Origin of the sequence: Mesorhizobium sp. M7A.F.Ca.CA.002.05.1.1 (assembly GCF_003998335.1) — a bacterium.
In the GTDB taxonomy this organism is placed as follows: Bacteria; Pseudomonadota; Alphaproteobacteria; order Rhizobiales; family Rhizobiaceae; genus Mesorhizobium.
The window spans coordinates 1-881 of the sequence record NZ_RZQI01001433.1 but is presented as its reverse complement, the minus strand read 5'-3'; the positions used below and the strand labels follow the sequence as shown (position 1 = coordinate 881).

General features: G+C 65.9%; 1 protein-coding gene and 1 pseudogene. One reads left to right on the top strand and one right to left on the bottom strand.

Going from position 1 to position 881, the window contains the following annotated elements; translation table 11 throughout:
* Positions 1 to 210: pseudogene (locus EN939_RS36150) on the bottom strand (citrate synthase); the annotation flags it as partial.
* A gap of 92 nt (positions 211 to 302) precedes the next feature.
* On the opposite strand from EN939_RS36150, the gene EN939_RS36145 reads away from it, so the two are divergent.
* Positions 303 to 881 (top strand): citrate/2-methylcitrate synthase (locus tag EN939_RS36145; RefSeq protein ID WP_272483145.1); only part of this gene is annotated, 579 nt, incomplete at its 3' end.

Here is an 881-nt window from a genome sequence, read left to right as displayed (position 1 = left end):
AATGGCGCTTTCAGCGATGACTGATGGGCTCCGTCCGCGCGCCCGGCGGGTCGCCAGTGCGGCGATATCGTCGGCGCGGTACTGGCTGCGGCGCGGATCGGCGCGGTCGGGCCGCATGCCGATGCGCCCACGGCTGACATAGGCGTACAGCGTCTGCGCCCGCACCTTGAGGCGCTCAAGCGCCTCTTCCCGGGACAACCACTCGGACATATCGAGCCCTGATATTGATTCTATTGATCAAGATTGATGGAAACGTTGCCCATCTCTATCTCCGATCCGGAAATGCTTCAAGGAGACAGGCTATGGCGAATGGGCTCGATGACGTGGTGGCGGCGGAAACCGTGCTTTCCGATGTGGATGGTCTTGGTGGCCGTCTGACGATCCGAGGTCATTCGCTGCCGGAGCTGGCCGGCCGCTTGAACTATGCCCAGGTGATGCGGCTGCTGCTCGACGGCTTCTTCGACGACCTTCCCGATGAGGCGCAACTGACGCGGGCACTGGGCCAGGCACGCGCTGAGGTGTTCGAACGGCTCTTGCCCTCGCTGCCCCTGCTGGCGTCGCTCGATGTTTACAGCGCCATGCGCGCCGGCATGGCGCTGCTGCCGGACGGCGAGACCTTGACCGATGCCTTGCTGCTCATCGCAGCGCCCGCCGTGCTGACGCCGGCCCTGCTGCGCCTGCAGCGCGGCGAGCAGCCGATCGCGCCGGACAGCCGCGCCGATCATGCCGCCGACATGCTGAGGATGCTGAGCGGCAGCGTCGCCTCGACGGCGCTGGCGAAGGCGCTCGATACCTATCTCGTGACCGTCTGCGATCATGGCCTCAATGCGTCGACCTTTGCGACGCGCGTGGTGGCCTCGACGCAGGCCGGCCTGACATCC